Annotated in this window: 26 protein-coding genes and 2 pseudogenes; 16 read left to right on the top strand and 12 right to left on the bottom strand. The window is 63.5% G+C overall.

The window, feature by feature from the left end:
* Window positions 1–61: 61 nt before the first annotated feature.
* From purH to AB5975_07025, 6 genes are all read right to left on the bottom strand, one after another.
* Entirely contained in the window at window positions 62–1,669 is a 1,608-nt protein-coding gene (purH, locus tag AB5975_07050) for a bifunctional phosphoribosylaminoimidazolecarboxamide formyltransferase/IMP cyclohydrolase (GenBank protein XDR21604.1), read from the bottom strand.
* Between the two features lie 81 nt (window positions 1,670–1,750).
* Complete coding sequence (gene fis / locus AB5975_07045) at window positions 1,751–2,071, bottom strand: DNA-binding transcriptional regulator Fis (protein XDR21603.1); 321 nt, start codon at window positions 2,069–2,071, stop codon at window positions 1,751–1,753.
* A complete protein-coding gene (gene dusB, locus AB5975_07040; GenBank protein ID XDR21602.1) occupies window positions 2,068–3,081 on the bottom strand; it encodes a tRNA dihydrouridine synthase DusB in 1,014 nt (337 codons plus the stop codon). The genes fis and dusB overlap by 4 nt, the downstream gene beginning before the upstream one ends.
* A 175-nt stretch (window positions 3,082–3,256) precedes the next feature.
* Window positions 3,257–4,618, bottom strand: coding sequence for a DUF3426 domain-containing protein (locus AB5975_07035; protein ID XDR21601.1), 1,362 nt, complete (start codon window positions 4,616–4,618; stop codon window positions 3,257–3,259).
* Window positions 4,619–4,660: 42 nt separating this feature from the next.
* Window positions 4,661–5,539: a 50S ribosomal protein L11 methyltransferase gene (gene prmA / locus AB5975_07030; GenBank protein XDR21600.1), complete on the bottom strand. Its 879-nt coding sequence runs from the start codon at window positions 5,537–5,539 to the stop codon at window positions 4,661–4,663.
* A gap of 201 nt (window positions 5,540–5,740) precedes the next feature.
* A complete protein-coding gene (locus AB5975_07025) occupies window positions 5,741–6,196 on the bottom strand; it encodes a MaoC family dehydratase (GenBank protein ID XDR21599.1) in 456 nt (151 codons plus the stop codon).
* A 143-nt stretch (window positions 6,197–6,339) separates the two neighbouring features.
* Between AB5975_07025 and AB5975_07020 the strand changes: the two genes are divergently transcribed.
* Genes AB5975_07020 through AB5975_07010 form a run of 3 tightly spaced genes read left to right on the top strand, consistent with a single transcriptional unit; the run spans window position 6,340 to window position 8,015 of the window.
* Window positions 6,340–6,702, top strand: coding sequence for a CidA/LrgA family protein (locus AB5975_07020; GenBank protein ID XDR21598.1), 363 nt, complete (start codon window positions 6,340–6,342; stop codon window positions 6,700–6,702).
* Window positions 6,699–7,415, top strand: a complete 717-nt coding sequence (locus tag AB5975_07015) for an LrgB family protein (GenBank protein ID XDR21597.1) — start codon at window positions 6,699–6,701, stop codon at window positions 7,413–7,415. Before AB5975_07020 ends, AB5975_07015 begins: the two co-directional genes overlap by 4 nt.
* Window positions 7,416–7,424: 9 nt before the next feature.
* Window positions 7,425–8,015: an LON peptidase substrate-binding domain-containing protein gene (locus AB5975_07010; protein ID XDR21596.1), complete on the top strand. Its 591-nt coding sequence runs from the start codon at window positions 7,425–7,427 to the stop codon at window positions 8,013–8,015.
* A gap of 65 nt (window positions 8,016–8,080) precedes the next feature.
* Here AB5975_07010 and AB5975_07005 read toward each other — a convergent pair whose 3' ends face one another.
* Together AB5975_07005 and AB5975_07000 are read right to left on the bottom strand one after the other, a co-directional pair.
* The gene (locus AB5975_07005; protein XDR21595.1) at window positions 8,081–9,397 is read right to left on the bottom strand and encodes a bifunctional DedA family/phosphatase PAP2 family protein; all 1,317 of its coding nucleotides are present in this window, start codon (window positions 9,395–9,397) and stop codon (window positions 8,081–8,083) included.
* 2 nt (window positions 9,398–9,399) lie between these two features.
* Window positions 9,400–10,068, bottom strand: a complete 669-nt coding sequence (locus AB5975_07000; protein ID XDR21594.1) for a DNA-3-methyladenine glycosylase — start codon at window positions 10,066–10,068, stop codon at window positions 9,400–9,402.
* Between the two features lie 294 nt (window positions 10,069–10,362).
* Here AB5975_07000 and AB5975_06995 point away from each other — a divergent pair, with 294 nt between their 5' ends.
* From AB5975_06995 to AB5975_06935, 13 genes and pseudogenes are all read left to right on the top strand, one after another.
* Window positions 10,363–11,634 carry a glutamate-5-semialdehyde dehydrogenase gene (locus AB5975_06995; protein XDR21593.1) on the top strand — a complete coding sequence of 424 codons (1,272 nt, stop codon included), beginning with the start codon at window positions 10,363–10,365 and terminating at the stop codon, window positions 11,632–11,634.
* Between the two features lies 1 nt (window position 11,635).
* Window positions 11,636–12,295 (top strand): nicotinate-nucleotide adenylyltransferase, encoded by a 660-nt coding sequence (gene nadD / locus AB5975_06990; GenBank protein XDR21592.1) that lies wholly within the window; start codon window positions 11,636–11,638, stop codon window positions 12,293–12,295.
* Window positions 12,296–12,338: 43 nt separating this feature from the next.
* On the top strand, window positions 12,339–12,758 hold the full coding sequence (gene rsfS, locus AB5975_06985) for a ribosome silencing factor (GenBank protein XDR21591.1): 420 nt from the start codon (window positions 12,339–12,341) through the stop codon (window positions 12,756–12,758).
* A 10-nt stretch (window positions 12,759–12,768) separates the two neighbouring features.
* Complete coding sequence (rlmH, locus tag AB5975_06980; GenBank protein ID XDR21590.1) at window positions 12,769–13,236, top strand: 23S rRNA (pseudouridine(1915)-N(3))-methyltransferase RlmH; 468 nt, start codon at window positions 12,769–12,771, stop codon at window positions 13,234–13,236.
* Window positions 13,237–13,252: 16 nt separating this feature from the next.
* Complete coding sequence (gene mrdA / locus AB5975_06975) at window positions 13,253–15,142, top strand: penicillin-binding protein 2 (protein XDR21589.1); 1,890 nt, start codon at window positions 13,253–13,255, stop codon at window positions 15,140–15,142.
* A 38-nt stretch (window positions 15,143–15,180) separates the two neighbouring features.
* Window positions 15,181–16,284 (top strand): rod shape-determining protein RodA, encoded by a 1,104-nt coding sequence (gene rodA, locus AB5975_06970; protein XDR22932.1) that lies wholly within the window; start codon window positions 15,181–15,183, stop codon window positions 16,282–16,284.
* A 17-nt stretch (window positions 16,285–16,301) separates the two neighbouring features.
* Window positions 16,302–17,312 (top strand): lytic murein transglycosylase B, encoded by a 1,011-nt coding sequence (gene mltB / locus AB5975_06965; protein XDR21588.1) that lies wholly within the window; start codon window positions 16,302–16,304, stop codon window positions 17,310–17,312.
* A pseudogene (locus tag AB5975_06960) lies at window positions 17,312–18,312 on the top strand (septal ring lytic transglycosylase RlpA family protein). The gene mltB and the pseudogene AB5975_06960 overlap by 1 nt, the downstream one beginning before the upstream one ends.
* A gap of 222 nt (window positions 18,313–18,534) precedes the next feature.
* Window positions 18,535–19,695, top strand: a complete 1,161-nt coding sequence (locus tag AB5975_06955; protein ID XDR21587.1) for a D-alanyl-D-alanine carboxypeptidase family protein — start codon at window positions 18,535–18,537, stop codon at window positions 19,693–19,695.
* Window positions 19,696–19,768: 73 nt separating this feature from the next.
* Window positions 19,769–20,044, top strand: coding sequence for a DUF493 domain-containing protein (locus AB5975_06950; protein ID XDR21586.1), 276 nt, complete (start codon window positions 19,769–19,771; stop codon window positions 20,042–20,044).
* Window positions 20,044–20,691 (top strand): lipoyl(octanoyl) transferase LipB, encoded by a 648-nt coding sequence (gene lipB, locus AB5975_06945; GenBank protein XDR21585.1) that lies wholly within the window; start codon window positions 20,044–20,046, stop codon window positions 20,689–20,691. Before AB5975_06950 ends, lipB begins: the two co-directional genes overlap by 1 nt.
* Before the next feature lie 2 nt (window positions 20,692–20,693).
* Window positions 20,694–21,710 (top strand): lipoyl synthase, encoded by a 1,017-nt coding sequence (gene lipA / locus AB5975_06940; protein XDR21584.1) that lies wholly within the window; start codon window positions 20,694–20,696, stop codon window positions 21,708–21,710.
* A gap of 87 nt (window positions 21,711–21,797) precedes the next feature.
* Window positions 21,798–22,735 (top strand): annotated as a pseudogene (locus AB5975_06935) (LD-carboxypeptidase).
* A 90-nt stretch (window positions 22,736–22,825) separates the two neighbouring features.
* On the opposite strand, the gene AB5975_06930 reads toward AB5975_06935, so the two are convergent.
* From AB5975_06930 to lptE, 4 genes are all read right to left on the bottom strand, one after another.
* The gene (locus AB5975_06930) at window positions 22,826–24,142 is read right to left on the bottom strand and encodes a lytic murein transglycosylase (GenBank protein ID XDR21583.1); all 1,317 of its coding nucleotides are present in this window, start codon (window positions 24,140–24,142) and stop codon (window positions 22,826–22,828) included.
* A 60-nt stretch (window positions 24,143–24,202) separates the two neighbouring features.
* Window positions 24,203–24,367, bottom strand: a complete 165-nt coding sequence (gene arfA, locus AB5975_06925; GenBank protein XDR21582.1) for an alternative ribosome rescue factor ArfA — start codon at window positions 24,365–24,367, stop codon at window positions 24,203–24,205.
* A gap of 109 nt (window positions 24,368–24,476) precedes the next feature.
* On the bottom strand, window positions 24,477–25,514 hold the full coding sequence (holA, locus tag AB5975_06920) for a DNA polymerase III subunit delta (GenBank protein ID XDR21581.1): 1,038 nt from the start codon (window positions 25,512–25,514) through the stop codon (window positions 24,477–24,479).
* A 39-nt stretch (window positions 25,515–25,553) separates the two neighbouring features.
* Window positions 25,554–26,159, bottom strand: a complete 606-nt coding sequence (lptE, locus tag AB5975_06915; protein ID XDR21580.1) for an LPS assembly lipoprotein LptE — start codon at window positions 26,157–26,159, stop codon at window positions 25,554–25,556.
* Window positions 26,160–26,161: the final 2 nt, after the last annotated feature.

Here is a 26,161-nt window from a genome sequence, read left to right as displayed (position 1 = left end):
TGCTGGGGCCGCTCTGCGGCCCTATCGCGACACAAGGGTCGGGATTGGCCCGACAACTATATTAGTGGCGGAAGTGGCGCATACCGGTGAACACCATGGCGATGCCGGCTTCGTCGGCAGCGGCAATGACTTCAGCATCACGCATCGAGCCACCCGGCTGGATCACGGCGCTGATACCCACTTTAGCCGCATTGTCGATGCCATCACGGAACGGGAAGAACGCATCCGATGCCATGACCGCGCCCTGCACCTGCAGGCCAGCATGCTCGGCCTTGATTGCAGCGATGCGAGCGGAGTTGACGCGGCTCATCTGGCCAGCGCCGACGCCGATGGTCTGGCGCTGCTTGGCGTAGACGATGGCGTTGGACTTGACGAACTTGGCCACTTTCCAGGCGAATACCAGGTCGTGGATTTCTTGCTCGGTCGGGGCACGCTTGGTGACGATCTTCAGGTCATCGGCGGTGATCATGCCGATATCGCGGCTTTGCACCAGCAGGCCACCGTTGACGCGCTTGAAGTCCCAGCCGGCAGCGCGCTCGGCTGGCCACTCGCCGCACTCCAGCAGGCGTACGTTCTGCTTGGCCGCTACCACGTCGCGGGCAGCCTGAGAAATTTTCGGGGCGATGATCACTTCGACGAACTGGCGGTCGACGATGGCCTTGGCGGTTTCGCCGTCCAGTTCGCGGTTGAAGGCAATGATGCCGCCGAATGCCGACTCGGTGTCGGTGGCGTAGGCCAGGTCGTAGGCCTTACGGATGCCGCCTTCCTCTTCAGGCACAACGGCCACGCCGCATGGGTTGGCGTGCTTGACGATGACACAGGCTGGCTTGACGAAGCTCTTCACGCACTCCAGCGCGGCGTCGGTGTCGGCCACGTTGTTGAACGACAGTTCCTTGCCTTGCAGCTGGATGGCGGTGGAAATGCTGGCTTCGCCTTTTTTGGCTTCGACGTAGAACGCCGCGCTCTGGTGCGGGTTTTCGCCGTAGCGCATTTCCTGGGCTTTGACGAACTGGCTGTTGAAGGTGCGCGGGAATTCGCTGCGATCGGCAGTCGAAAGGGTGTCCTTGGCCTGGTCGATGGTGCCCATGTAGTTGGCGATCATGCCGTCGTAGGCGGCGGTGTGTTCGAACGCCTTGAGCATCAGGTCGAAGCGCTGGGCGTAGGTCAGGCCGCCGGCCTTGAGGCCTTCGACGATGCCGGCGTAGTCGCTGGCGTTGACCACGATGGCGACGTCTTTGTGGTTCTTGGCTGCCGAGCGGACCATGGTCGGGCCGCCGATGTCGATGTTCTCGATGGCGGTCGGCAGGTCACAGCCAGGCTTGGAAATGGTGGCTTCGAACGGGTACAGGTTGACCGCAACCAGGTCGATCGGCTTGATGCCGTGCTCGTTCATGATGGCGTCGTCGGTACCGCGACGGCCGAGGATGCCGCCGTGGATTTTCGGGTGCAGGGTCTTGACCCGGCCATCCATCATTTCGGCGAAGCCGGTGTAGTCGGCCACTTCCACCGCGTTCACGCCGTTGTCCTTGAGCAGCTTGTAGGTGCCGCCGGTGGACAGGATCTCGACACCGAGCTGCTGCAGCTCACGGGCGAATTCGAGGATACCGGTCTTGTCGGAGACGCTGATCAGGGCGCGGCGGACTGGCAGGCGGGTAGTCTGGTCGGTCATTTCGGGTTCCAATAACGCGGTGGAGTCAGCAAAAAAGGCGCCTCTGTTCAGGGAGCCGCCTTTTCTGGATGGGATTCTGGCTTACAACAAGTCGTACTGCTTGAGCTTCTTGCGCAGGGTGCCTCGGTTCAGCCCGAGCATCTCGCTGGCCTTGGTCTGGTTGCCCTTCACGTAGTTCATCACGCTTTCGAGCAGGGGCGCCTCGACTTCGGAGAGCACCAGGTTGTACACGTCCGTCACGGTCGCGCCTTCCAGGTGGGCGAAGTAGTTGTGCAGCGCCTTCTCGACGCTGTCGCGAAGGGTCTGGCCCTCTTCGCTCGGCGTGTTGAGGTGCTGTTTCAGGTTGGCGTTGTCGCTCACGGGCGTTGTTCCACTCACAAATGTCTCGGTCATCATCGTCATGCGGCCACCCCTTGTCCGTCCTCTGTCTCAAGGCTCTGTCGACGTTCGCTGAAAAACGCGCGAACGTTGGCGCACTGCGCTTGTGTGTCTTCCAAAGCGTTGAACCGGGAGCGAAACTCCTTGCCGCCGGGTCGTGTTGCCAGGTACCAGCCAACGTGCTTGCGGGCGATACGAACGCCCATCACATCGCCATAGAAGGCATGCAGCGCGGCCAGGTGCTCCAGCAGGATGCGTTCCACTTCGTCCAGCTGCGGCGCTGGCAAATGTTCGCCAGTGCGCAGGTAATGCTCGATCTCGCGAAAGATCCATGGCCGCCCCTGGGCAGCCCGGCCAATCAGCAGGCCATCGACCCCGGTGGCGTCCAGCACCGCTCGGGCCTTTTCTGGCGAAGTGATATCGCCGTTGGCAAAAACCGGGATTGACACCGCCTGCTTGATGGCAGCGATGGTGTCGTATTCGGCATCGCCGGTGTACAGGTCGGCGCGTGTGCGGCCATGCACCGCCAGCGCCTGGATGCCGGCCTGTTCAGCGATCTTCGCCACGTTCAGGCCGTTCTTGTTCGCCCGGTCCCAGCCGGTGCGGATCTTCAGGGTCACCGGAACGTCCACAGCGCCGACCACGGCATGGAGGATCTCACTGACCAAGGCTTCATCTCTCAATAAAGCAGAGCCTGCAGCTTTGTTGCAGACTTTTTTTGCCGGGCAGCCCATGTTGATATCGATGATCTGGGCACCCGCTTCGACGTTGGCCTTCGCCGCCGCCGCCATCATCTGCGCATCACCGCCGGCGATCTGCACCGAGCGTGGCTCGGGATCGCCTTCATGGATGCGGCGCAGGCTCGACTTGCGGCTGTTCCACAGGCTCATGTCGCTGCTGACCATTTCCGACACCACCATGCCGGCGCCCAGGCGCTGGCAAAGTGTACGGAAAGGCTGGTCCGTGACCCCGGCCATGGGCGCGAGGATCAGGTTGTTACGTAGTGTGTATTGGCCGATGCGTACCGCCGACATAGGTGATCCCTGTTGTGGGGCCGAATCTTGGAGTTCGAAAAAGGGTTGGCATGATACCCGCTCTCGGTGACCGGATAAAGATGGATTTGGATAAAATCTGAACAGTTGTCGGCTTATGACATTTGGTAAGCGCGGGGGCTTGTTACTGTGTTGCAGCCCCCGGCAAGCCGGCCCTTCATTCCGGCGAACGGAAGCTCAGGCTGTAATTCACGGCCTTCGGCCCCGGGTCGAGGATGTCCAGGGCGATGTGGATTGGCGTCTGGCTGGGCATTTCGCCACGCCCTGCCAGTTCGCCGGACAGGTACTCGCTGGGCTTGAAGCGACGGCTGGCGATCAGCTGGCCATTGAGGTCGGCGAAGCGCAGCTCCAGCAGCGGGAACGGCTGGGCGAAGGGTGCGCGGTTGTAGATGATCGCGTCGACGATCAATGCGCCCTTGAAGTCCGGGTGGCTACGCACCACCAGGTTGCTGCTCTTGATACGGGCAATGTCGACGCGGGTGGGTACCTGGCAGCCGACCATCGGGCAGATTTGCTGGAAGATCGGCCGATACTGGTCCTGGCGGGCCATTTCGTCGAAGTGGAACCACACGTACTGAAACGCCAGCAGGCCGGCGGCCAGCAGGGTCAGAAAACCCCACAGCAGGCGCTTGCCCCAGTTAGGCGCGGGCTTTTCCCAGCCCAGTTGCAGCGGATCGTCGACCACGTCGACCAGTGGCTCCTTGCGCGAGGGGCGTTCGGCTTTGCCGGTAAGGCCCGGTTCCAGGCGCTCCCCGGGCAGTACCTCGACGGGTTCGTCGTCGCGCGCCGACAGGTGCAGCGCCAGCGGCTCATCGTCGCGGGCACTCAGGCCTCTTTCCGGGGTTTCGTCATCGCTGGCGCGCAGCGGTTCGCCGAATGCGGGCTGTTCATCGGTTTCGGCCGCGCGGTGCGCGGGCGGCTCGTCTTCGATGTCCAGGTCAAGGTTGCTGCCCAGGGTCGGCTCGGTGCGCTCGCCGGGTGCAGGGCCCAGGTCCAGCTCAAGGGGTTCCGGCTGCAGCAATACTGGGGCGGGCTCTGCCGGGTGCTGCTGCTCGAAGGGCTCATCGGTGGCCGTGCCGAACAGGTCGTCTGCGTGCTCGTCCAGGTGCAGTTCGTCGCGCCGTGCCTGCAGCCCGTCATCCTGGCTGGCCGGGCGTGTCGGGGCGGTTTGGCCGCGACGCTCCAGGCGTTCCAGTTCCTTGTCGAGGTCAAGCTCGTCCAGCGCCTGGGCGGTAAGCGCCCAGTCCTGGTCAAGGGTACTGCTGCGTACTTCGACGGTAGGCTCAGGGGTACTGGCAGGCTCGATCAGCGGCTCGGCAGGCGCGGCAGGTGCCGGCGCAGGTGCCGCAGCCGCGCTGGCGGTACCGGCACGGTTCTGCTCCAGCAACTGCTTGGCGGCGTTGAACACCTGCAGGCAGTGACCGCAGCGCACCACGCCACGGGCCACGCTCAGCTGGTGGTGGGTGACGCGAAAGCTGGTCTGGCAATGCGGGCACTGGGTGACGAAACTGTCGGTCATGCGGCAATCCGGGAGCTGTGCAGAAAAGTATTCTAGGCCCGCTTAGCGGCGCCGACCACTGATGCGCACCCAGCCGTCGCGCACGACGATAGGGTCCAGATCAAAGTCGGCGGCGTAGGCGGCGGCTACTTCCTCGCCCTGCTCGGCAAGGATACCCGACAGCGCCAGCAGGCCACCTGGGCGAACCAGGCCGGACAACTGCGGTGCCAGCGACACCAGTGGGCCGGCGAGGATGTTGGCGACCAGTACGTCGGCCTGCATCGCTGGCATGTGCTCGGGCAGGTACAGTGCCAGCTTCTCATCGGCAACGCCGTTGCGCTGGGCATTGTCGCGCGAAGCCTCGATGGCCTGCACGTCGATGTCGGTGCCTACCGCTTCACGGGCGCCCAGCAGCAGTGCGGCGATGGCGAGGATGCCCGAGCCGCAGCCAAAGTCCAGCACCTGGGTGCCGTCGAGTTGCTGGCCGTCGAGCCATTCCAGGCACAGAGCCGTGGTGGGGTGGGTGCCGGTACCGAAGGCCAGGCCTGGGTCGAGCAACAGGTTGACGGCATCTTTTTCCGGGGCTTCGTGCCAGCTGGGCACGATCCACAGACGGCGGCCGAAGCGCATCGGCTGGAAGTTGTCCATCCAGCTGCGTTCCCAGTCCTGGTCCTCGATCACCTCGGCTTGGTGTTCGGGCAGCTCGGCGCCAGTCAGCAAACGCAGGTGGGCGAACACCTGCTCTGGGTCGGCATCGGCCTCGAACAGGGCCAGCAGGTGGGTGTGCGACCACAGCGGTGTGGTGTTGAGGTCGGGTTCGAAGATCGGTTGATCTTCGGCATCCATGAACGTGACCGAGACGGCGCCTACTTCAAGCAGGGCGTCTTCGTAGGTTTCGGCTTGTTCCGGGCTGATGGCCAGGCGTACTTGCAGCCAGGGCATGGCGGGCACCTTTGGTAAATCGACAGGGGCAGCCCTTGGCTGCGCGAAGGCTGGTAGTTTACGCGAGTGCGCAGGGTTTGTAGAGAAGGCCGGGCGCACACCCTGTGGGAGCGGTTTTAGCCGCGAACACCGGCAACGCCGGTGCCATGCCACGCAGCGGATGCTTCGCGGGTGAGCCCGCCCCCACAAGTACCGTGCGGCCTAGACGAAGCAGAGCGAGAGCGACTCCGCTATATAGGCAGGCTTTTCTTCGCCGTCGATCTCCAGCGTGGCAATCGCCTTGAGCAGCCACTGCCCCGGCTTCTTCTCCACCACCTCGGCCAGGTCCACCTTCAGCCGAACCTGGCTGTCTACCTTGACCGGCTGGATGAAGCGCACGCTGTCCAGCCCGTAGTTCACCACCATTTTCAGCCCTTGTGGCAGGACCAGGATGTCCTCGATCAGTTTGGGAATCAGTGACAAGGTCAGGAACCCGTGGGCGATCGTGCCGCCAAACGGGGTTTTTGCCGCTTTTTCAGGGTCGACATGGATGAACTGGAAGTCGCCAGTCGCCTCGGCGAACAGGTTGATGCGCTGCTGGTCGATCTTCAGCCAGGCAGAGCGGCCCAGTTCCTTACCAACGTACTGCGAAAGCTCTGTAACCGGTACATAGGGCATCGCGGACTCTCCGGGTTGTCAGTTGGTACGAAAGTGCAAGATCAGCACGGCGAACCGTTTCAGTCAAGTTACCTGCTTTTCGGCGAATATCGGTCTATAGCCGCGCGTGCTTATAATGGCGGCCATGCCCGAGGGAGATGCTTATGCTGTTGCGTGGTTTGACCTGGCTGGTGCTGTTCCAGCTTTTGGGGACGGCGATCAATCACCTGTTTGTGCCGTTCTTGCCTGGGCCGATCATCGGCCTGTTGTTGCTGCTGTTCTTCCTCATGGCTCGCGGCGAGGTGGGCAAGCCGCTGAACGAGGCCGCCAGTAGCCTGTTGCGCTACTTGCCGCTGTTGCTGGTGCCGCCGGCAGTGGGGGTGATGGTGTATGCCAAGGACATTGCCGCCGACTTCTGGGCGATTGCCGGGGCCTTGCTGATTTCTTGTCTGATGACCCTGGTGTTCGTCGGTGTGCTGATGCAAAAGCTCATCCATCGCCAGGGCAAGCGTGAGGAGCAGCCATGATGCTCGACTGGCAAGGTGCACTCGATGCGGTCGTGCATCACCCGTTGTTCGGCATCGGCATCACCCTTGGGGCCTACCAGGTGGTGCTGGCAGCCTACGAGAAAACCCGCTGGATCTTCCTGCAACCTGTACTGGTATCGATGTTGCTGGTGATCGGTGTGCTGCTGTTGTGTGGCATCGATTACAGGGAATACCGCAAGAGCACCGAAATCATGAACATCCTGCTGGGGCCCGCCACCGTGGCCTTGGCTGTACCGCTCTATCTCAACCTGCGGCGTATCCGCCAGCTGTTCTGGCCGACATTTACTACGCTGGTAGTCGGAGGCCTGTTCGCCACGCTCTGTTGCCTGGTGCTGGGCTGGTGGTTCGGTGCCGAGCACATGATCCTGATGACCATGGCGCCAAAGTCGGTCACCTCGCCGATCGCCATGCTGGTCGCCGAGCAAATTGGCGGTGTGGCGGCCCTGGCAGCGGTGTTCGTGCTGATTACCGGGGTAATCGGGGCCATCTTCGGCCCGGCCCTGCTAAGCCGCTTTGGCGTGCACAGCCCCGAGGCGCGCGGCATGTCGCTGGGGGTGACTGCACACGCGGTGGGCACTTCGGTGGCCCTGCAGGAAAGTGACGAATGCGGCGCCTTTGCCGCGCTGGCGATGAGCCTGATGGGCGTGGCCACGGCGGTGTTCCTGCCGCTGGCAGTCAGCCTGGTGGCTTGAGGAGTTGTGATGACGCTACCGCTGTTTCCGCTCAATACCGTGTTGTTTCCCGGCTGCTTTCTCGATTTGCAGATTTTCGAGGCGCGCTACCTGGACATGATCGGGCGCTGCATGAAGCAGGGCGAAGGTTTTGGTGTGGTGTGCATCCTTGAAGGGGAGCAGGTCGGCAAGGCTCCGCCAGTGGTGGCCTCGATCGGCTGCGAGGCCGTCATTCGCGACTTCGTGCAGCAGGACAACGGCTTGCTGGGTATCCGTGTCGAGGGCGTGCGACGCTTCAATCTGGGAAGCACCGAAGTGCAGAAGGACCAGTTGCTGGTGGGGCAGGTGCAATGGCTGCCGGAGCAAGTGGACAGCCCGTTGCTCGAGGCCGATGACGACCTGATGGCGCTGTTGGTGGCGTTGGGCGAGCACCCCATGGTCGAGGCGCTGGACATGCCGCGCCCGGTGGATGGGCGCCAGGCGTTGGCCAATCAGCTGGCGTACCTGCTGCCGTTCATGGAAGAGGACAAGCTGGATCTGCTGGCAATCGATTCGCCGCAGCTACGGTTGGGGGAGATCCAAAAGCTGCTGGAGCGGATTCAGGGTGAGCTATTCGCCTGATGGTTCTGTTTTGCTTGTGCCTGCCCCTTCGCGGGTACACCCCGAAGGGGCAGGCACTGGCGACCTCAATATTGGTACCTGAGCAAAGCCTGTGGCAGTGCATGCATGGCAAAGAACGCCAGCAAAGCCAGGCACGCCGGCAACACCAGCCACCACACCCGCAGCGGCAGGGCCGGTAGCGTCTGCTGGCGCTGTACCAGGGTCAGGCTAAGCGCGCACACGCAACATGCCAGCAAGGCCCCAGCCAGGATGTCGGTCGGCCAGTGCGCCCCCAGGTAAACCCGTGACAGGGCAATCGCCAGCGCCGGAATACAACCCAGCATCACCCAGGTCAGGCGCATCCGTGGCGGCTGTCCGCGCCCGGCCAGCACTGCCATCACCAGAAAGAACGCGAACGACGCCGAACTGTGCCCGCTGGGCATGCTGTAGCTGGTCAGCGGGTCGGTCAACACTTCCGGCCGGGCCCGGGCAAACAGCCATTTCAGGGTGCCGTTGGCGATCGCCGTGCCCATCAGTGCGCCGGCGGCGAAAAACGCATGCCGCCACTGACGGGCAAGCAGCAGCAGGCCGGTCAGCAGGCCGCCGAGGAACAGTTGGGTGCGGAAGTCGCCCAGCCGCGTCACCAGGACCACAATGCCGTCGATGGCCTGGCTGCGATGTTCCTGCACCAGTGTCATCACCCCTTGGTCGAACTCATGCAGGTAGGGCCAGCCGAGGAACACGCCGGCCAGGGCGATGAAACTGAGGGCGGCCACCAGCCGAGTACCGTGGCGCTGGTCACGCAGGCTACTGTTCAGGCTCAGGCCGATCAGCACCGCCAGGGTACCGGCGATGATCCCGGCATCCAGCCAGAAGCCTTCTGGCAGAGGCAGGCGCATGGCAGCACCGGTGGCCCAGCCGGGCAGTAAGTACGCGACCGACCAGCCGGCGCCCGCCACCAGGCTGACGGCGATGAAGCGCGGCAGTGGCATGTCGAACATGCCGGCGACCATGGGCAGCATGGGCCGCAGCGGACCGATGAAGCGGCCTACCAGCAGGCTGGCAATGCCGTAGCGCTGGAAGTAGCTTTCGGCGCTGCCGATCCATTCCGGGTGGTGACGCAGCAGGGGCAGGCGGCGGATGTTCTGGTGGAAGTACTTGCCCACCGTGTATGACAAGGCGTCGCCCAGCAGGCCACCTAGAAAGCCCAGCAGCAAGGTTTCGCCCAGGGTGAATGCGCCGCTGCCGGCCAGTACCGCGACGGCGAACAGCAGCACGGTGCCTGGCACGATGATGCCGGCGATGGCCAGGCATTCAATGCAGGCGATCAGGAAAATCGCCAGGCCAAGCCACTGGGGGTTGGCGCTTAGCCAGCCGGTCAGGCTGTCGAGCCATTGGCCCATGTTCAGCTTCCTTGTTCGAGAATGAAGAAGTCACGGCCTTCGACTTGGCCGCGACGTAACGGGTTCCGCGTGCAGAAGCGCGCGTACTCGGCGTCGACGAAGCGGTACGGGAGGTGCTCGTCGCGCCCGTGTGGGATGCCCAGGCGGGCGGCCTGGATTACCCGGGGCACGGCGTTGCCACAATCCTCGACGTACAGGCGTTCGGCGTCGAAACGCTGGGCGTCCCAGTGCGGTACTTTCAGGCCCAGGGCCCGGCACAGCAGGGTCTGGCCGGCGCACAGGCGCTCATCCGGGCGCAGCTTGCCGCTGGCGTCGGGGTTGTTCAGCTGCATCTGCGCCAGGCTGTTGGGCCCCGAGAGGGCGTCCTGCCAAGGATAGGCAGACTTGATCAGCACCGCGTTACCCGGCCCGTGAGCGCTGAAGTTCAGCGAGTCGCCGCCGCGGGCGTAGTACATGTAGATATGCCCGCCATCAAGGAACAGCGCCTTGCGCTTTTCGGTGTAGCCGAGCGAGGCGTGGCTGCCTTTGTCGGTGAGGTAGTAGGCCTCGGTCTCGATGATGCGCGCAGCCAGCCACAGGTCGCCGTGGCGATGGCGGATAACCTTGCCGAGCAGGCCCTTGGCCACGGTTTGGGCATCACGGTCGAAAAAGCTGTCGGGCAGGGCTGGCATGCGGGCGGTTCGTGGCTGGGGAGGCGGGATGATAGCAATGAATGGCTTAATCGAGGCTGAATCGATCGTGATGTTGGCAGTGTCGTTGTAAGGGGGCAGGCCTTATGAAAGCCCTGTGGGCGTGGGCGTGCCCGCGAAAAGGCCACAACGGGTGGTGAATTTTTCGATAACCCTGGTTACATCTTTCCCGTCCATTGCCCCAGCCATTTTCTACCATCCGCCACCCGCCGCTGGGCGTACACCTGCGCGGCAGTTATAATCAGCCGATTTCCCCTTCGCCAAGACACCGAACCCATGACTGAGTCCGTTCTTGACTATATGACCCGCCTGGGTCGCGCTGCCCGTGAGGCTTCCCGGGTGATCGGCCGTGCCAGCACCGCGCAGAAGAACCGCGCCCTGCAAGCCGCCGCCGACGCGCTGGACGCCGCCCGTGCCGAGCTCACTGCTGCCAATGAGCTGGACCTGGCCGCTGGCCGCGCCAATGGCCTGGAGCCAGCGCTGCTCGACCGCCTGGCGCTGACCCCGGCACGCATCGACGGCATGATCACCGGCCTGCGCCAGGTGGCCAGCCTGCCGGACCCGGTCGGTGCCATCCGCGACATGAGCTACCGCCCATCGGGTATTCAGGTCGGCAAAATGCGCACGCCGCTGGGGGTGATCGGGATCATCTACGAGTCGCGCCCGAACGTGACCATCGATGCCGCCAGCCTGTGCCTGAAGTCGGGTAACGCGACCATCCTGCGTGGCGGCTCCGAAGCCATCCATTCCAACCGCGCCATTGCCACCTGCATCCAGCGTGGCCTGGCCGAAGCCGGCTTGCCGGCAGCCGTGGTGCAGGTGGTCGAGACCACTGACCGCGAAGCCGTGGGCGCGCTGATCAGCATGCCGCAATTCGTCGATGTCATCGTGCCGCGCGGCGGCCGTGGCCTGATCGAACGCATCAGCCGCGATGCCCGCGTACCGGTGATCAAGCACCTGGACGGCATCTGCCACGTTTATGTCAGCCAGCATGCCGACCTGGACAAGGCCTGGAATGTGGCCTTCAACGCCAAGACCTACCGCTACGGCATTTGCGGGGCCATGGAAACCCTGCTGGTCGACCAGCGGGTGGCGGAGCGCTTCCTGCCGGAAATGGCCCGCCGCTTCCAGGAGAAGGGCGTGGAGCTGCGTGGCTGCGAGCGTACTCGCGCGCTGGTCGAGGCCAAACCGGCCACTGAAGACGACTGGCACACCGAGTACCTGGACGCGATCCTGTCGATCCGCGTCGTCGATGGCCTGGACCAGGCCATCGAGCACATCAACCACTATGGCTCGCACCACACCGACTCGATCATCAGCGAACACCAGGGTGAAGCCCGCCAGTTCATGGCTGAAGTCGATTCGGCGTCGGTCATGCTCAACACTCCGACCTGCTTTGCCGACGGCTTCGAGTACGGCCTGGGCGCGGAAATCGGTATTTCCACCGACAAGCTGCATGCCCGTGGCCCGGTCGGCCTGGAAGGCCTGACCTGCGAGAAGTACGTGGTAATCGGTGACGGCCAGCTGCGCGGCCAGGGGACCTGCTGAGTTGAGCAAGGCCCAGGCAGTCCGGCGCATCGGCATTCTAGGCGGCACCTTCGACCCCGTGCATATCGGCCACCTGCGCAGCGCGCTGGAAGTGGCCGAGCTCATGGGGCTGGACGAGTTGCGCCTGTTGCCCAATGCCCGGCCGCCACACCGCGACACGCCACAGGTGGCCGCGCAGGATCGCCTGGCCATGGTGCGTGAAGCGGTGCAGGGCGTCGCTTGCCTGAGCGTCGACGCCCGCGAGCTGGAGCGCGACAAGCCGTCGTACACCATCGATACGCTGGAATCGATCCGCGCCGAACTGGCCGGCAACGACCAGCTGTTCCTGGTGCTGGGCTGGGATGCCTTTTGTGGCCTGCCTGCCTGGCACCGCTGGGAAGAGTTGCTGCAACACTGTCACATCCTGGTGCTGCAACGCCCGGATGCCGACGTAGAACCCCCTGACGAGCTGCGCAACCTGCTGGCTGCGCGCTCGGAGAGCGATCCCACCGCCATGTCCGGCCCGGCGGGAAATATTTCGTTCGTCTGGCAGACGCCGCTTGCGGTGTCGGCTACACAGATCCGACAGCTGCTGGCCAGCGGCAAATCGGTGAGGTTCCTGGTGCCGGACGCCGTACTGGCCTATATCGAGGCGCACGAACTGTATCGTGCGCCCAACTGACGGTGCCTCTGGCGCCTCATCCAACGAGTTGAACGAGTTTTTTATGACCAAGCAAAAAATTTACGGCGAAGAACTGGTCGCAGTGACCAAGGCAGCGCTGGAAGACGTCAAGGCCCAGGACATCCAGGTCATCGACGTGCGCGAAAAGCACAGCCTGACCGACTACATGATCATTGCCACCGGTACCTCCAACCGCCAGATCAACGCGATGGCCGAAAAGGTCCGTGAAGCGGTCAAGGCCAAGGGCGCCCAGCCACTGGGTGAAGAAGGCAAAGGCGACAGCGACTGGGTGCTGCTGGACCTGAACGACGTCATCGTGCACATGATGACCGCCGCTGCCCGCCAGTTCTACGACCTGGAGCGTCTGTGGCAGGGTGCCGAGCAAAGCCGTGCCGCCGATGGCAAGCACCACAGCCCGGACCATGCTCACGAGTACTCCGACAAGCTCAAAGACCGCGAATAAGGAAAGCGCTGTGCGTCTGCGCCTGATTGCGGTCGGCTCGCGCATGCCCAAGTGGGTCGAGGAAGGCTGGCATGAATATGCCAAGCGCCTGCCCACCGAGCTGTCGCTGGAGCTGGTGGAAATCCCGCTGAATACCCGTGGCAAGAATGCCGACGTCGCCCGTCTGATCCGTCAGGAGGGCGAAGCCATGCTGAGCAAGGTGCAGCCTGGGGAACGCATTGTCACCCTCGAGGTCCATGGCAAGCCCTGGAGTACCGAGCAGCTGGCCACCGAGCTGGACCGCTGGCGCCTGGATGCGCGCACGGTGAATTTGATGGTGGGTGGCCCGGAAGGCCTGGCGCCCGAGGTTTGCGCGCGCGCCGAGCAACGTTGGTCGCTGTCGCCGCTGACTTTGCCGCACCCGTTGGTAAGGATACTCATCGGCGAGCAGATCTACCGCGCCTGGACCGTGCTGTCCGGGCACCCTTACCACAAATGAGCCTGTAAGCAGTCCGATGTCGCAGCCGATCCGTCTCAAGGACCACGAGAAAGACGCCCGCCTGGTGCGCAACCGCGTCGTGGTCGGCGCGGTGGCGATCATGCTGCTTATTTGCGTGCTGATTGCGCGGCTGTACTACCTGCAGATCATCCAGTACGACTACCACTCCACGCTGTCGGAAAACAATCGGGTGCACGTGCAGCCGATCCCGCCGACCCGCGGGCTGATCTTCGACCGCAATGGGGTGATCGTCGCCGATAACCGGCCCAGCTTCAGCCTGTCGATGACCCGCGAACGCGCGGGTAACTGGCAGGAAGTGCTGGATACCATCGTTGAAGTGCTGGAGCTGACCGACGACGACCGCGCCCTGTTCGAGAAGCGCATGCGCCAGGGCCGCCGGCCGTTCGAGCCGGTGCCGATCCTGTTCGAGCTCAACGAAGAGCAGATCGCCCGGGTGGCGGTAAACCAGTTCCGCCTGCCGGGCGTGGAAGTGGTGGCCCAGTTGGTGCGGCATTACCCGCAGGGCGCGCATTTCGCCCATTCGGTGGGGTATGTAGGGCGGATTAACGAGAAAGAGCTGAAAACGCTCGACCCGGTGAACTACAGCGGCACCCACCATATCGGCAAGACGGGCATCGAGCGCTTCTACGAAGATGCCCTGCACGGCCAGGTGGGTTACGAGGAAGTCGAGACCAACGCCCGTGGCCGTGTGCTGCGGGTGCTCAAGCGTACCGACCCTAAACCGGGCAAGGACATTGTGCTGAGCCTGGACATCAAGCTGCAGGAGGCTGCCGAGGCTGCCCTGGGTGGCCGACGCGGCGCGGTGGTGGCGCTCGACCCTCGGACCGGCGAGGTGCTGGCGATGGTCAGCCAGCCAAGCTTCGACCCCAACCTGTTCGTTACCGGCATCAGCTTCAAGGCCTATGCCGAACTGCGCGACTCGATAGACCGGCCGCTGTTCAACCGCGTGCTGCGCGGCCTGTACCCACCGGGTTCGACCATCAAGCCGGCGGTGGCCATTGCTGGCCTGGACAGTGGTGTGGTCAATGCGGGCAGCCGGGTGTTCGACCCGGGCTACTACCAGTTGCCCAACTACGATCACAAATACCGTAACTGGAACCGTTCCGGTGATGGCTGGGTCGACCTGGACACCGCCATCATGCGGTCCAACGACACCTACTTCTACGACCTTGCGCACAAGATGGGCATCGATCGGCTGTCCAGCTACATGAACAAGTTCGGCATCGGCCAGCGGGTTTCCCTCGACATGTTCGAGGAGTCCGCCGGGTTGATGCCTTCGCGCGAATGGAAGCGTGCTACCCGTCGCCAGGCCTGGTTCCCCGGCGAAACCCTGATTCTCGGCATCGGCCAGGGCTACATGCAGGCCACGCCGCTGCAACTGGCCCAGGCCACTGCATTGATCGCCAACAAAGGCGTGTGGAACCGCCCGCACCTGGCCAAGACCATCGAAGGCCAGGCACCGGTGGACGACAACCCGATGGAAGACATCGTGCTGCGTGACAAGTCCGACTGGGCCAAGGTCACCCATGGCATGGAGCAGGTGATGCACAACGCCCGTGGTACCGCGCGCAAGGCCGCCGCCGGTGCTCAGTACCGCATTGCCGGCAAGAGCGGTACCGCCCAGGTGGTGGCGATCAAGCAGGGCGAAAAGTACGACCGCAACAAGCTCCAGGAGCGCCACCGCGACCACGCGCTGTTCGTCGCTTTTGCCCCGGCCGAGGCCCCGAAAATCGTGGTGTCGGTGATGGTCGAGAACGGTGAGTCCGGCTCTGGCGTCGCCGCGCCGGTGGTACGCCAGATCATGGACGCCTGGCTGCTCGACGAAAATGGCCGGCTCAAGCCCGAGTTCGCGCCTGCCACCGTTACCCAGGAATCGCCTCTGTGATGAACAATTTCGATCGCATGCTCTCCAGCGAGGATGTGATGCGTCGGCGCGCCAGCTTTCTGCAGCGCATCCATGTCGACGGCCCCCTGCTGATCATTCTGCTGACCCTTGCGGCTGGCAGCCTGTTCGTCCTTTACTCGGCCAGTGGCAAGAACTGGGACCTGCTGCTCAAGCAGGCCACCTCGTTCGGCATCGGCCTGGTGTCGATGTTCGTCATCGCCCAGCTGGAGCCGCGCTTCATGGCCCGCTGGGTGCCGCTGGCCTACCTGGCCGGGGTGCTGTTGCTGGTAGTGGTGGACGTGATGGGCCACAACGCCATGGGCGCCACGCGCTGGATCAACATCCCCGGGGTGATTCGCTTCCAGCCCTCGGAATTCATGAAGATCATCATGCCGGCGACCATCGCCTGGTACCTGTCCAAACGCACCTTGCCGCCGCATTTGAAGCACGTGGCAATCAGCCTGGTGCTGATTGGCGTGCCGTTCATCCTGATCGTGCGTCAGCCCGACCTGGGCACAGCCTTGCTGATTCTCGCCTCCGGCGCCTTCGTGCTGTTCATGGGTGGCCTGCGCTGGCGCTGGATCCTCAGCGTGCTGGCCGCGACGGTGCCGGTGGCGGTGGCGATGTGGTTCTTCGTCATGCACGACTACCAGAAGCAGCGGGTGCTGACCTTCCTCGACCCGGAAAGCGACCCGTTGGGCACCGGTTGGAACATCATCCAGTCCAAGGCGGCGATCGGCTCGGGCGGCGTGTTCGGCAAGGGCTGGCTGCTCGGCACTCAGTCGCACCTGGACTTCCTGCCGGAAAGCCACACCGACTTCATCATCGCCGTGCTTGGTGAGGAATTCGGCCTGGTCGGTATCTGCCTGCTGTTGATCGTCTACCTGCTGCTGATCGGCCGTGGCCTGATGATCACCGCCCAGGCACAGACCCTGTTTGGCAAGCTGCTTGCGGGCAGCCTGACCATGACCTTTTTTGTATACGTGTTCGTCAATATCGGAATGGTCAGCGGCCTTCTGCCTGTGGTGGGCGTGCCGCTGCCTTTCATCAGTTATGGCGGAACATCGTTGGTGACGCTGCTTTCAGCGTTTGGCGTTCTGATGTCGATCCATACGCACCGCAAATGGATCGCGCAGGTTTGAATAAGGTGAACAATTTCATGCAAGCAGTGCGTAACTGGGCTGCCCGTTGTGCGCCGTGGATCGGTGCGGTGGGCCTGTTCGGCGCTGTACAGCTGGCCCATGCCGGTGATTACGAGGGCTCGCCGCAGGTAACCGAGTTCGTTGGCGAAATGAGCCGCGACTATGGTTTTGCCCCTGAGCAACTGATGGGCGTGTTCCGTGAGGTACAGCGCAAGCAGTCGATCCTCGACGCCATTTCGCGCCCGGCCGAACGGGTAAAACCGTGGAAGGACTACCGGCCGATGTTCCTCACCGATGCGCGCATTGCCCGCGGTGTAGATTTCTGGCGCCAGCATGAGGCGGTATTGGCGCGTGCCGAGCAGGAATACGGCGTACCGGCGCAGTACATTGTCGCGATCATCGGCGTGGAAACCTTCTTCGGCCGCAATACCGGCAACTACCGCGTGATCGACGCCCTGTCGACCTTGGGCTTCGACTACCCGCCACGGGCCGAATTCTTCCGCAAGGAGCTGCGCGAGTTCCTGCTGCTGGCGCGTGAGGAACAGCTCGACCCCTTGACGCTCAAGGGCTCGTACGCCGGCGCCATGGGCTTGCCGCAGTTCATGCCAAGCAGTTTTCGCAACTACGCGGTGGACTTCGACGGCGACGGTCATATCAATATCTGGAACAACCCGGACGATGCCATCGGCAGCGTGGCCAGCTACTTCAAGCGCCACGGCTGGGTGGCTGGTGAGGGTGTGGTCAGCCGTGCCTGGATCGAAGGTGAGCGCGCAGACGAAGGCCTGACTACCGGCATCGAACCGGTGAAAACGGTAGGGGAGTTGCGCGGGCTTGGCTGGTCGGTTCATGATTCGCTGCGCGATGATCTGCCGGTTACCGCCTTCCGTCTCGAGGGCGACAACGGCCCCGAGTACTGGATGGGCCTGAAGAACTTCTATGCGATCACTCGCTACAACCGCAGCGTGATGTATGCCATGGCGGTGCATCAGCTCGCGGAACAGCTGGTTCAAGTACGGGGCGTCAAGTAATGCGTGCAATCATTTCTGGCAACGCTTTCAAGCTGTTCACCTGCCTCGCCGTCGGCGTGGCGCTGGCCAGTTGCTCTTCCAGCCGCCCGGCCCAGCAAAGCAGTGGCAATGTCGTGCGCAGCCAGCCGGGCCTGGACATCAACCGGGCGCACAAGGACGGCGCACCGTGGTGGGACGTGGATGTGAACAAGATCCCCGATGCCACGCCGACCGTGCATACCGGCAACTACAAGGCCAACCCGTACACGGTGCTGGGCAAGACGTACTACCCGATGCAGGACTCGCGCAACTACCGCGCCGAGGGCACGGCGTCGTGGTATGGCACCAAGTTCCACGGGCAAAACACCGCTAACGGCGAGCTGTACGACCTGTATGGCATGAGCGCGGCGCACAAGACCCTGCCGCTGCCGGCCTATGTGCGGGTGACCAACCTGGCCAACGGCCGTAGCGTGATCCTGCGGGTGAACGACCGTGGCCCGTTCTATTCCGACCGCATCATCGACCTGTCCTATGCCGCGGCGAAAAAGCTCGGCTATGCGGAGATCGGCACCGCGCACGTGCGCGTCGAGGGTATCGACCCGCAGCAGTGGTGGGCCCAGCGTGGCCAGACGCCGCCGATGGTGCTGAAAGAGCCACAAGTGGCGCAGACCCAAGCGATCCCGGCCAGCACCGGGCGCGTCGAGCAATGGACCCGCCGCCACAGCAGCATGCGGCGCCGGTGGTGCCGGTTCAGGTAGGTGGCAACAATGTACCCGGCGGCAACGGCGGCAGCTTCCTGCAGGTAGGCGCTTTCGCCAACCCGGACGCTGCCGAGTTGCTGCGCTCCAAGCTCAGCACCATGGTCAGCGCGCCGGTGTTCATCAGCTCGATCGTGCGAAACCAGCAGACCCTGCACCGCGTGCGCCTGGGGCCGATTGGCAGCCAAGGTGAGATCCAGCAAGCACAAGACAGCATCCGCCTGGCGAACTTGGGGCAGGCCAAGCTGGTCACAGCTGACTGACTGTGGAAGCGGGCTTGCCCGGTCCTGCAGGGCAACTCCAAACTGTCGGTTTTGTCATGAATTGCCGGGCGCGCCCATGTACAATGACGGCTTTTGCCCGCAGCGACATAAAGCCGCACGTTCGCGGGCCAGGCCACCGGCCATAAAACTAGACTGACTGGCGCTGGGCACATGATCTTGCCCAGGGAACATCTCAGACCATTAGCGATTTTCGAGAGACGGATGAACATCACCAACCTTGCCAAACGACTTTGCCTGCCTGTACTGCTGATGATCACGCCTGCCGCCTTCGCGGCAGAGCAGATGACGCCGGCGCCACCGCAACTGGCAGCCAAGTCCTACGTACTCATGGACGCGTCCAGCGGCAACGTGCTGGTCGAGAACAACGGTGACGAGCGCCTGCCGCCAGCCAGCCTGACCAAGCTGATGACCGCCTACATCGCCACCCTGGACATCCGCCGTGGCCAAATCGGTGAGAACGACCCGGTTACCGTCAGCGAAAACGCCTGGCGTACCGGCGGTTCGCGCATGTTCATCAAGGTTGGCAGCCAGGTGACTGTCAGCGACCTGCTGCACGGCATCATCATTCAGTCCGGTAACGACGCCTCGGTCGCCTTGTCCGAGCACATCGCCGGCAGCGAAGATGCGTTTGCCGACATGATGAACAAGACGGCTGCCGACCTGGGCATGACCAACAGCCACTTCATGAACCCGACTGGCCTGCCGAACCCGGAGCACTACTCGTCGGCGCACGACATGGCGACCCTGGCCCGCGCGATCATCACCGTCGACCCGGCTCACTACGCGATCTACTCGCAGAAAGAGTTCTTCTGGAACAACATCAAGCAGCCCAACCGCAACCTGCTGCTGTGGCGTGACAAGACCGTCGATGGCCTGAAAACCGGCCACACCGACGAAGCCGGCTACTGCATGGTGGCTTCGGCCGTTCGTGACGGCCAGCGCCTGATCGCCGTGGTGTTCGGCACCAACAGCGAGCAGTCGCGTGCTGCCGAGACCCAAAAGCTGCTGACCTATGGCTTCCGCTTCTTCGAAACCCAGACCTTCTACCAGAAGGGCACCGAGCTGACCCAGGCTCCGGTCTGGAAGGGCGCCACCGGCCAGATCAAGGCTGGCCTGGCTGACGACCTCACCATGACTATGCCTAAAGGCCAATTGAAGCGCCTGCAGGCTTCGATGACCATGAACCCGCAGCTCACCGCACCGATCGCCAAAGGTGACGTGATCGGCAAAGTGGAAGTCAAACTGGACGAGAAAGTGGTTCACAGCGCCGACCTGATCGCCCTCGATGGCGTCGAGGAAGGTGGTTTCTTCCGCCGTATGTGGGATAGCATCCGTCTATTCTTCTACGGGTTGTTCAACTGATACGTGACCTGCATGCCCCCGCGTATCTCGCGGGGGCGTTGTTGTTGCCACGGCTTACGAGGCCGTTTCCGCCATGAGCGAACCAGACGTCAAGTCGCATAAGATCGAATTCCCTTGCGACGATTACCCGATCAAGGTAATCGGCGATACCGTTGTCGGTTTCAAGGACACGGTCATCGAGATTCTCAGCAAGCACGCCAAAGTCGACCTTTCCACCCTGGCCGAACGCCAGAGCAAGGAAGGCAAGTACACCACCGTGCAATTGCACATCGTTGCCGAAAGCGAGAACCAGCTGCACGATATCAACAGCGCCCTGCGCGCTACCGGCATCGTGAAAATGGTGCTCTGATGTCCGCTTGCCTCGGTTTTCGCGAGCTTGGCCTGCAGCCCTATGAACCGGTGCTGGAGGCCATGCGCCGTTTTACCGAGCAGCGCAGCCCGGACAGCCAGGATGAAATCTGGCTGGTCGAGCACCCCGCGGTCTTCACCCAGGGCCAGGCTGGCAAGGCCGAGCACCTGCTGGTGCCGGGCGACATCCCGGTGGTGCAGACTGACCGCGGTGGCCAGGTGACCTATCATGGCCCCGGTCAGCAGGTGGCCTACCTGCTGCTGGACGTGCGCCGGCTGGGCTTTGGCGTGCGTGAGCTGGTCAGCCGTATCGAACAGGCCTTGATCGGCCTGCTCGCCAGTTACGACGTGCAGGCATCGGCCAAGCCCGATGCTCCGGGCGTCTATGTCGATGGAGCGAAAATCGCCTCCCTCGGCCTGCGAATCCGCAACGGCCGTTCGTTCCACGGCCTTGCCCTGAACGTGGACATGGACCTTGCGCCATTCCGCCGAATCAACCCCTGCGGCTATGCGGGGCTGGCCATGACCCAGCTGCGCGATCTGGCAGGCCCGATCGAACTCGACGAGGTCAGGACAAGGCTGCGCGGACAGCTGGTCAAGCACCTCGACTACGCTGAGCAGACGACCCTCACGGGCGGAATCGACTGAATATGACAACTGTGCAAGAAGCCGTGCCGAACCTGATACCTACCCAGGATGCCACCCCGCGCCCAGCGCCAAAGAAGGTGGAAGCTGGGGTCAAGCTGCGTGGCGCCGACAAGGTGGCGCGCATCCCGGTAAAAATCATCCCTACCGACGAGTTGCCGAAGAAGCCTGACTGGATCCGCGTGCGGATCCCGGTGTCGCCCGAGGTAGACCGCATCAAGCAACTGCTGCGCAAGCACAAGCTGCACAGCGTGTGCGAAGAGGCCTCCTGCCCGAACCTAGGCGAGTGCTTCTCCGGTGGTACCGCTACCTTCATGATCATGGGTGACATCTGCACCCGTCGTTGCCCGTTCTGCGACGTTGGCCACGGCCGGCCGAAACCGCTGGACCTGGACGAGCCGAAAAACCTGGCTGTCGCGATTGCCGACCTGCGCCTGAAGTATGTGGTGATCACCTCGGTGGACCGCGACGACCTGCGTGACGGCGGTGCCCAGCACTTTGCCGACTGCATCCGCGAAATCCGCGCATTGTCGCCGGGTGTGCAACTGGAAACCCTGGTGCCGGACTACCGTGGCCGCATGGACGTTGCGTTGGAGATCACCGCGCAAGAGCCGCCAGATGTGTTCAACCACAACCTCGAAACCGTACCGCGCCTGTACAAGGCCGCACGCCCAGGCTCGGACTACGACTGGTCGCTGGACCTGCTGCAGAAGTTCAAGCAGATGGTGCCGCACGTACCGACCAAGTCGGGCTTGATGCTCGGCCTGGGCGAGACCGACGAAGAAGTGATCGAGGTGATGCACCGCATGCGTGAGCATGAAATCGACATGCTCACCCTCGGCCAGTACCTGCAGCCATCGCGCAGCCACCTGCCGGTACAACGTTTCGTGCACCCGGACACCTTCGCCTGGTTCGCCGAAGAAGGTTACAAGATGGGCTTCAAGAACGTTGCCTCCGGCCCGCTGGTGCGCTCTTCGTACCACGCCGACCAACAGGCTCACGAAGCCAAGATCAAGCTCTGAGCCTAGCGCAGAGCGACCTATGCCGATGCACGCCGTAAGGCGGCATCGGCATTTTTGTTTGTGCCACACGCGCTGCAAGGAGCCGCGATGAATTGCGCCGAAACCTTTCAACCCAGCCTGCCAGCCGCACTGCCGGCCAACGCCTGCTTTGCCATTGTCGCCCCGGCGGGTGCGGCGCGTCTGGATACGCACAAGGTCAGCCAGTGGTTCGCTGACCGTGGCTACCGTTGTCGTATCTACCCGGGGGCCCTGCAAGCCCAGGGTTACCTGGCCGGGCCGGACCAACAGCGCCTGCAGGACCTGCACGATGCCTTTGCCGACCCGTCCATCGACGCCATCCTGTGCATGCGTGGGGGCTACGGCAGCATGCGCTTGCTCGACCAGCTCGACTTCGAGCTGGTTCGGCGCAACCCTAAGCCGTTGATCGGTTACAGCGACATCACTGCGTTGCACACGGCGATCTACCGGCATGCCGGGCTGGTTACCTTCCATGGGGGATGCTCAATGCCGACCTGTTGGGGGCGAAGTTGCCACCGACCGAGTCGTCGTTGCTGGCGCAATTGGGCGGGCATGTGCGGGCAGGCGAGCAGATCGCGCACCCGGCGGACTATGCCTTGAGCAGTGTGTTGCCGGGAGCGGCCAGCGGGCCGCTGCTGGGCGGCAACCTGTCTATGTTGGGTGCGACCATGGGGACCCTTGCCGAACTGGATACCCAGGGGTGCATCCTGTTCATCGAGGACGTCAACGAGCCGTTGTACCGGGTGGACCGGTTGCTGACCCAGTTGCGTCTGGCAGGCAAGCTGGAAGGGGTGAAAGGTGTGCTGGTGGGGGACTTTGCCGGGATTACCACGGCGGCGTTGGCGCCGTTGCTGGAGGACACTTTCGCGCCGCTGGGTGTGCCGGTGCTGGCGGGGTGGCGCAGTGGGCATTGCGACCCGAATGTATGTTTGCCGCTGGGGGCTCGGGTCAGGCTGGACAGTGATCGGCAGAGCTTGGTGCTGGAGCAGGACTTGTACAAGGCTTGAGATTGCCGGGGCTGCGTTGCAGCCCATCGCGACACAAGGTCGCTCCCACCAGAGCGATGCGATCCTCCTGTGGGAGCGGCCCGGGCAATCTCACTGCTGGCGCAAGCTCTCGAGCAGCTTGTGGGTCGGGTATCCATCCGCCGGCCACCCCAGCCCCTGCTGGGCATTACGGATTGCCTTGCGGGTGTTGGCGCCGATAATGCCATCGGCATTGCCCGCATCATGCCCACGGCTGTTCAGCAGGTTCTGCAACTCCATGCGCTCGCTGCGGCTGAGCGGCAAGTCTTCCTTCGGCCAAGCGCCGGCAATGAAGCCCCAGCCGCTAAAGCGGTCACCCAACAGGCTCACTGCCAGCGCGTAGGACGACGAGTTGTTGTACTTGAGAATGGCGCGGAAGTTGTCCAGTACCAGGAACGCCGGCCCGCGCGCGCCAGCCGGCAGCAGCAGGGCGGCAGACAGCTGGTTGCTACCGGCCGGCAGCTGGGTGCCTGCTGGCAGTTTCACGCCCATCGCCAGCCATTCGCTCACCGGTTTGCGCAGCGCGCCATCGGCCTGCCAGAAGTCGAAACCAGCCGGCACCTGTACCTCGAAGCCCCACGGCTGACCACGCTTCCAGCCCGAGCTTTGCAGGTAATGCGCGGTCGAGGCCAGGGCGTCCGGTGTGCTGTTCCAGATGTCGCGGCGGCCATCACCGTCGAAGTCCACGGCATGGGTGTTGTAGGTGGTCGGGATGAACTGGGTCTGGCCCATGGCGCCGGCCCACGAACCGCGCATGGCCTCGGGCTGGATGTCGCCATGCTGAATGATCTGTAGCGCGGCGATGAGCTGGTCCTGGGCGAACTGCGGGCGGCGGCCCTCATAGGCCAGGGTGGCCAGCGAGCGGATCACCGACTTGTTGCCCTGGAACTGGCCAAAGTTGCTTTCCATGCCCCACACCGCGACCAGCACCTGGCGGTCGACGCCATAGCGTTGTTCGAGGCGGGTCAGCAGTTCGGCGTTCTGCTCCAGCAGCTTCTTGCCGTTGCGCACGCGCAGGGGCGACAGGGCGCCTTCGAGGTATTCCCATACCGGGCGGGTGAACTCCGGCTGGCTGCGGTCGGCCTTGATCACGTCCATATCGGGGGTGACGCCGAGGAAGGCTCGGTCGAAGGTGCTCGGCGAGATGCCGGCTTGCAGGGCTTGCTGGCGGAAGCCTGCCTGCCACTGGGCGAAGGTTTGCAGAGGCTGGATTTCAGTGCTGACGTCAGGCGTTGTGCCGGGCACAGTCACCACTGGAGCGGGTTGGGCAGGGGCCAGCGGCAGTGCGTCGGCGGCGGTGGGTTTTTCCGCGCAGGCCACAAGCAGGATGAAGCTGGAGGCCGCGATCAGCTGGCGGGTTTCCCAGCGGGGGAGAAGACGGAAGAGCATGCACAGATCCAGAATTGCAGGTCAGGTGACGACCATACCATGCCTGCGCTTGCGATGCTTTCATGCCGCCAAAAAGTAGGAAGCCTCCCAATCTCTCGATTGGAAGGCTTCGCGGCGGTAGCTGCCTTTGCCCTTGTCGGGTTGTTCCTGGCGACAGCGGAACAGGGGCTGGGCGATGATCGACTTGGCCTTGTTGGGGCCGTGTTTTTTCGGCTTTTTGCTCATGGCGGGGTTCCCCGGTTGGGTGGGTTTCGGGGCGCACTGTAGGGCGTGGTGCGGGGTGGGGCCAATTGATTGTGTTTATGGCCGCGAAAGGGCTGCAAAGCAGCCCCCATTACTCAGGGGGGAGGGTCAGGCGCTGCCCAGCCATCAACAGTGATAGCCGCGCCAGGCCCGTCCAGGGCGATCCCTCCGCCTGGCCCTTGATTTGCGCATCGATGCGCTGGGCGTCCTGCAGCAACTGCGCCCAGCGCTGCGCCGAGAGGCGCTGCAGGGCCTTGCTGACCAGCGGCCTGCGTTTGTCCCAGACAGGCGGGCGGGCCTGGCTGAAGGCTTTGTCCAGCGGCACGCCCTGGCTGAACTGTTGGGCCAACCCAGCCAGCTGACGCAGCTCGCGGGCCAGGGCCCAGAGGATGACTGGCGGCTCCACACCCTCACCGCGCAAGCCTTCGAGCATGCGCAGCGCATGTGCAGCTTCGCCGTTGAGAATGGCATCGACCAGGCCGAAGACATCGAAGCGGGCACTGTCGGCCACGGCGGCCTGCACGGTTTCCACGGTGATTTGGCTGCCTTCGGCCAGCAATTTGAGCTTTTCGATTTCCTGCGCGGCTGCCAGCAGGTTGCCTTCCACACGGGCGGCAATCAGGTCGACGGCGTCACGCTGTGCTGATAAACCGGCCTGTTGCAGGCGCTGGTTGATCCACTGCGGCAACTGGTGCACATCCACCGGCCAGATCTGGATGAACTGGCAGTGGGCGCCTTCGATCAATGCCTTGCCCCACTTGGTCTTCTGCGCACTGCCGTCGAGCTTGGGCAGGCTGATCAGCAGCAGGGTGTCTTCGGCAGGGTTGGCGCAGTACTCCATCAGCGCGGCGGCGCCCTTGTCACCGGGCTTGCCCGAGGGCAGGCGCAGTTCCAGCAGGCGGCGTTGGGCGAACAGCGAGAGGCTGGCGCCAGCCTGGAGCAGCGTGCCCCAGTCGAAGTTGGCGTCGGCACTGAATACCTGGCGTTCGTCGAAACCTTGCTGCCGCGCGGCATTGCGGATGGCGTCGGCGGCTTCCTGGCACAGCAGCGGGTCGTCGCCGCTGACCACGTAGACCGGTGCCAGGGCGCCTTGCAGGTGCTTGTTGAGTTGGGCGGGGGCGAGCTTCATGGGGAACAGGCGGGGCACCCGAGGGCGCCCCGCACGGGCTTAGTTGCCCGGTACTTCCAGTGGCGATTGCTGAGGTGTTTCGGCTTGCTGGCGGCGGGCAGCCTCCAACGCGGCAGCTTCGGCTTTGGCGCGCTCGTCGGCTTTACGCTGCAGCTCGTCCAGCTGGGACGGGGTCAGCATTTGCAAACGCACGACCATGCCGTTGACCAGGTCGCGGCGCATTTCTTCACGGGCGCGGTTGGCTTCCTGCTCGGAACCGGTGATGTTCGAGCCGTCACGCACGTAGATCTTGCGCACTTCCAGCTTGTCGCTCATCAGCTCCAGGTTATTCAGGCCCTGGATGCTGTAGTTCAGCTCTGTGGTCAGCTCGTACTCGGCGGTACGGTTGCCACTGTTGTAAGTGGCCGAGCGCTCACGCTCCTGTTCGTTGGTCAGCACCAGGCGATACGGTGCACCTGCGTGCACGTTGACGCCGCTACGTTCCAGTACTTCACGCAGTTGAACCACGGTCGGGCCGTAGGCATTGCGTGCGCTGACGTCCATTTCCTTCACGCTCAGCTCGGTGGAGCCGGTGCCGCGCAGCTGGAAACCGCAGGCGCTCAGCATGACCGCCAGGCCGATTACCAGCAAATTGCGTTTGATCATGT

Source organism: Pseudomonas putida (assembly GCA_041071465.1).
Lineage (GTDB): Bacteria > Pseudomonadota > Gammaproteobacteria > Pseudomonadales > Pseudomonadaceae > Aquipseudomonas > Aquipseudomonas putida_P.
This window is presented reverse-complemented; position numbering and strand designations above follow the sequence as displayed.

Excerpts from the sequence above, each read along its gene's own strand:
- purH (XDR21604.1), bottom strand. The coding sequence starts at position 1,669 with ATGACCGACCAGACTACCCGCCTGCCAGTCCGCCGCGCCCTGATCAGC.
- fis (XDR21603.1), bottom strand. The coding sequence starts at position 2,071 with ATGACGATGATGACCGAGACATTTGTGAGTGGAACAACGCCCGTGAGC.
- dusB (XDR21602.1), bottom strand. The coding sequence starts at position 3,081 with ATGTCGGCGGTACGCATCGGCCAATACACACTACGTAACAACCTGATC.
- AB5975_07035 (XDR21601.1), bottom strand. The coding sequence starts at position 4,618 with ATGACCGACAGTTTCGTCACCCAGTGCCCGCATTGCCAGACCAGCTTT.
- prmA (XDR21600.1), bottom strand. The coding sequence starts at position 5,539 with ATGCCCTGGCTGCAAGTACGCCTGGCCATCAGCCCGGAACAAGCCGAA.
- AB5975_07025 (XDR21599.1), bottom strand. The coding sequence starts at position 6,196 with ATGCCCTATGTACCGGTTACAGAGCTTTCGCAGTACGTTGGTAAGGAA.
- AB5975_07020 (XDR21598.1), top strand. The coding sequence starts at position 6,340 with ATGCTGTTGCGTGGTTTGACCTGGCTGGTGCTGTTCCAGCTTTTGGGG.
- AB5975_07015 (XDR21597.1), top strand. The coding sequence starts at position 6,699 with ATGATGCTCGACTGGCAAGGTGCACTCGATGCGGTCGTGCATCACCCG.
- AB5975_07010 (XDR21596.1), top strand. The coding sequence starts at position 7,425 with ATGACGCTACCGCTGTTTCCGCTCAATACCGTGTTGTTTCCCGGCTGC.
- AB5975_07005 (XDR21595.1), bottom strand. The coding sequence starts at position 9,397 with ATGGGCCAATGGCTCGACAGCCTGACCGGCTGGCTAAGCGCCAACCCC.
- AB5975_07000 (XDR21594.1), bottom strand. The coding sequence starts at position 10,068 with ATGCCAGCCCTGCCCGACAGCTTTTTCGACCGTGATGCCCAAACCGTG.
- AB5975_06995 (XDR21593.1), top strand. The coding sequence starts at position 10,363 with ATGACTGAGTCCGTTCTTGACTATATGACCCGCCTGGGTCGCGCTGCC.
- rsfS (XDR21591.1), top strand. The coding sequence starts at position 12,339 with ATGACCAAGCAAAAAATTTACGGCGAAGAACTGGTCGCAGTGACCAAG.
- mrdA (XDR21589.1), top strand. The coding sequence starts at position 13,253 with ATGTCGCAGCCGATCCGTCTCAAGGACCACGAGAAAGACGCCCGCCTG.
- rodA (XDR22932.1), top strand. The coding sequence starts at position 15,181 with ATGCGTCGGCGCGCCAGCTTTCTGCAGCGCATCCATGTCGACGGCCCC.
- mltB (XDR21588.1), top strand. The coding sequence starts at position 16,302 with ATGCAAGCAGTGCGTAACTGGGCTGCCCGTTGTGCGCCGTGGATCGGT.
- AB5975_06955 (XDR21587.1), top strand. The coding sequence starts at position 18,535 with ATGAACATCACCAACCTTGCCAAACGACTTTGCCTGCCTGTACTGCTG.
- AB5975_06950 (XDR21586.1), top strand. The coding sequence starts at position 19,769 with ATGAGCGAACCAGACGTCAAGTCGCATAAGATCGAATTCCCTTGCGAC.
- lipB (XDR21585.1), top strand. The coding sequence starts at position 20,044 with ATGTCCGCTTGCCTCGGTTTTCGCGAGCTTGGCCTGCAGCCCTATGAA.
- lipA (XDR21584.1), top strand. The coding sequence starts at position 20,694 with ATGACAACTGTGCAAGAAGCCGTGCCGAACCTGATACCTACCCAGGAT.
- AB5975_06930 (XDR21583.1), bottom strand. The coding sequence starts at position 24,142 with ATGCTCTTCCGTCTTCTCCCCCGCTGGGAAACCCGCCAGCTGATCGCG.
- arfA (XDR21582.1), bottom strand. The coding sequence starts at position 24,367 with ATGAGCAAAAAGCCGAAAAAACACGGCCCCAACAAGGCCAAGTCGATC.
- holA (XDR21581.1), bottom strand. The coding sequence starts at position 25,514 with ATGAAGCTCGCCCCCGCCCAACTCAACAAGCACCTGCAAGGCGCCCTG.
- lptE (XDR21580.1), bottom strand. The coding sequence starts at position 26,159 with ATGATCAAACGCAATTTGCTGGTAATCGGCCTGGCGGTCATGCTGAGC.